The sequence below is a fragment of the Mesorhizobium sp. M2A.F.Ca.ET.037.01.1.1 genome, from assembly GCF_003998075.1.
Classification (GTDB): Bacteria; Pseudomonadota; Alphaproteobacteria; order Rhizobiales; family Rhizobiaceae; genus Mesorhizobium.
In genome coordinates this window covers 1-3282 of sequence record NZ_RZSA01000773.1, presented here as the reverse complement: position 1 = coordinate 3282, position 3282 = coordinate 1, and the positions used below count along the sequence as shown (strand labels likewise).

At 64.5% G+C, this 3282-nt stretch carries 2 protein-coding genes and 1 pseudogene; all 3 read right to left on the bottom strand.

Annotated features, from left to right (window positions below; translation table 11 throughout):
* Positions 1-681: xanthine dehydrogenase family protein subunit M (locus EOA27_RS28730; RefSeq protein WP_145970590.1), on the bottom strand; the 681-nt coding region annotated here is incomplete at its 3' end.
* Positions 682-693: 12 nt separating this feature from the next.
* Positions 694-3042: a xanthine dehydrogenase family protein molybdopterin-binding subunit gene (locus EOA27_RS28725; RefSeq protein WP_127257817.1), complete on the bottom strand. Its 2349-nt coding sequence runs from the start codon at positions 3040-3042 to the stop codon at positions 694-696.
* Positions 3043-3167: 125 nt separating this feature from the next.
* Positions 3168-3282, bottom strand: a pseudogene (locus EOA27_RS42375) ((2Fe-2S)-binding protein); the annotation flags it as partial.

Sequence of the window (3282 nt, the reverse complement as noted above, 5' to 3'; positions counted from 1 at the left end):
GAGCGCGGCGGCGTCGAAGCTCTTCGCCAGGGCGGCCTCGACCTCCTTCAAGCGGAAGACGCCGTCCTCGCCGGCGCCGGTGACGGCGGCTCTCACCCCGTCCTTGCCCTTGCTCACGAACACGCCGACGATGGCGTAGCGCGAAGCCGGGTTGCGGAACTTCTGGTAGGCCGCCTTGGCCGGCGCGGTGAAGCTCACCGCGGTGACGATCTCGCCTTCCTTCAGCGCCGTCTCGAACAGGCCCTTGAAGAATTTGTCCGCCGCGATCTCGCGCTTGTTGGTGATGATCGTCGCGCCCAGCGCCAGCAAAGCCGCCGGATAGTCGGCCGCCGGGTCGTTGTTGGCGATCGAGCCGCCGATCGTGCCTTTGTAGCGCACCGCCGGATCGCCGATCAGCGATGCCATATGCGCAAGCGCCGGGCACACCTTCTTCAGCTTCTCGTCGGTTGAGACGTCGTAATGCGTCGTCGCGGCCCCGATGGTGACCGTCTTGCCGGACAACTTGACGCCCTGCAGGTCCTTCAGCCGCGAGACATCGACAAGGTCGGAAGGCGCCGCGAGCCGCGTCTTCATGGCCGGGATCAGCGTCATGCCGCCGGAGAGCAGCTTGGCGTCGCCGTTCTTCAGCAGCTTGGCGGCGTCAGCGACGGAAGAAGCGCGATGGTAATTGACCGAATACATGCTCGTTCCTCCTCAGTGCTTCGTCGCGCGGATGGTAGCCCACACCGTCGCGGGCGATGCCGGCATGGGAATGTCGTCGACGCCCAGCGCATCGGTGATGGCGTTGATGACCGCCGGCGGAGAGCCGATGGCGCCGGCCTCGCCACAGCCCTTGACGCCGAGCGGATTGCCCGGGCATGGCGTGTTCGAGGTGGAGACCTTGAAGGACGGCAGGTCGTCCGCTCGCGGCATGGTGTAATCCATGTAGCTTGCCGTCAGAAGCTGCCCGCTGCCGTCGTAATGTGCGCCCTCCAGCAACGCCTGGCCGACGCCTTGCGCGATGCCGCCATGCACCTGCCCTTCGACGATCATCGGATTGATGATGTTGCCGAAATCGTCGGCCGCGACGAACTGGATGATTTCGGTCAACCCGGTCTCCGGATCGATCTCAACCTCGCAGATGTAGCAGCCGGCCGGGAAGGTGAAGTTGGACGGATCGTAGAAGGCCGTTTCCTTCAAGCCCGGCTCCATGCCCGCCGGCAAATTATGGGCGGTGTAGGAGGCAAGCGCCACCTGGAACCAGGGCAGGCTCTTGTCGGTGCCAGCGACCTTGACCTCGCCATTCTCGATGACGATGTCGCCCTCGTCCGCTTCCAGCAGGTGCGCGGCGATCTTCTTGGCCTTGGCCTCGACCTTGTCGAGCGCCTTGACGATGGCCGACATGCCGACGGCGCCGGAACGCGAGCCGTAAGTGCCCATGCCCATCTGCACCTTGTCGGTGTCGCCATGCACGATCGAGACCGAGTCGATCGGCACGCCGAAGCGCTGGGTGACCAGTTGCGCGAAGGTCGTTTCATGGCCCTGGCCGTGGCTGTGCGAGCCGGTGAGCACCTCGATCGTGCCGACGGCATTGCCCCGTACCTCCGCCGATTCCCAGAGGCCGACGCCGGCGCCGAGCGAGCCGACCGCCGATGATGGCGCCAGGCCGCAGGCCTCGATGTAGCAGCTCATGCCGATGCCGCGCAGCTTGCCCTGCTTGGCCGCATCCGCCTTGCGCCTGGTGAAGCCGGCATAGTCGGCGGCCTTCATCGCCGCATCGAGCGATGCGTTATAATCGCCCGCGTCATAGGCCATGATCACCGGCGTCTGATGCGGGAAGGACGTGATGAAGTTCCGGCGCCTGAGTTCCGCCGGCGACACACCAAGCTCGCGCGCGGCGGTTTCCATCATCCGCTCGAGCACGTAGGTGGCCTCCGGCCGCCCTGCCCCGCGATAGGCATCGACGGGCGCGGTATTGGTGTAGACAGCACGCACATTGGCGTGGATCGCCGGGATGTTGTACTGGCCCGACAAGAGCGTGGCATAGAGATAGGTCGGCACGCAGGACGAGAACAGCGACATGTAGGCGCCGAGATTGGCTATCGTGTCGACCTTCAGGGCGGTGATGCGGTTGTCCTTGTCGAAGGCCATCTCCACCGTCGAGACATGGTCGCGGCCATGCGCGTCCGCCAGGAAGCTCTCGGTGCGGTCGGCCACCCATTTGACCGGGACGCCGGTCTTCTTCGATGCCCACAGGCAAACGATCTCTTCCGGATAGATGTAGATCTTGGAGCCGAAGCCGCCGCCGACATCGGGTGCGATCACCCGCAGCTTGTTTTCCGGCGCGACGTTGTAGAAGGCGCTCATCACCAGCCGCGCGACATGCGGGTTCTGCGACGTCGTCCAGCAGGTATAGTGGTCCTCCGCCTTGTCGTAATGCCCGAGGGCCGCGCGCGGCTCCATCGCATTCGGCACCAGCCTGTTGTTCACGATTTTCATGCGCGTGACATGGGCCGCCGACTTGATCGCCGCGTCGGTCGCCTTGCCGTCGCCGAGCTCCCAGTCGAAGATCAGGTTGTTCTCCGCTTCGGCATGGACCTGCGGTGCGCCGGGCTGGATGGCCTTGGTCGCCTCGACCACCGCCTTCAGTTCCTTGTAGGTGATCTCGACCGCTTCCGCCGCGTCGCGCGCCTGGCCCTTGGTGTCGGCGACGACGATGACGACGGCGTCACCGACATAGCGCACCTTATCGACCGCAAGCGGCGACCAGGCGCCCATCTTCATCGGCGTGCCGTCCTTGGAGTGGATCATCCAGCCGCAGATCAGATTGCCGATGCCGTCGGCCTTGAGCTCCTTGCCGGTGAGCACGCCGACGACGCCTGGCATCGCTTGCGCCTTCTTCACGTCGATCTTCTTGATCTGCGCATGCGCGTGCGGGCTGCGCACGAACACGGCATGCTTCATGCCGGGAACCACCATGTCGTCGACATAGCGGCCGCCGCCGGTGATGAACCTCTTGTCTTCCTTGCGCGCCACGCGGGCGCCGACGCCTTCGATACCCATTAGGAAATTCCTCCCGAAAATAGCGAGTAGTGAGTAGCGAATAGCGAGTAGTGAATTGGTGGAGCGCAGAGCGGCCGAAAAAATACCGACTATTCGCTACTCACTATTCGCTACTCGCTCGATCCTCACGCTGCCTGCTTCGCCTTGCCCTTGGCGCCCTTCGCCATCGCTTGCGATGCGGCGAGGATCGCCTTCACGATGTTGTGGTAGCCCGTGCAGCGGCAACATCTGCCGCTGCAC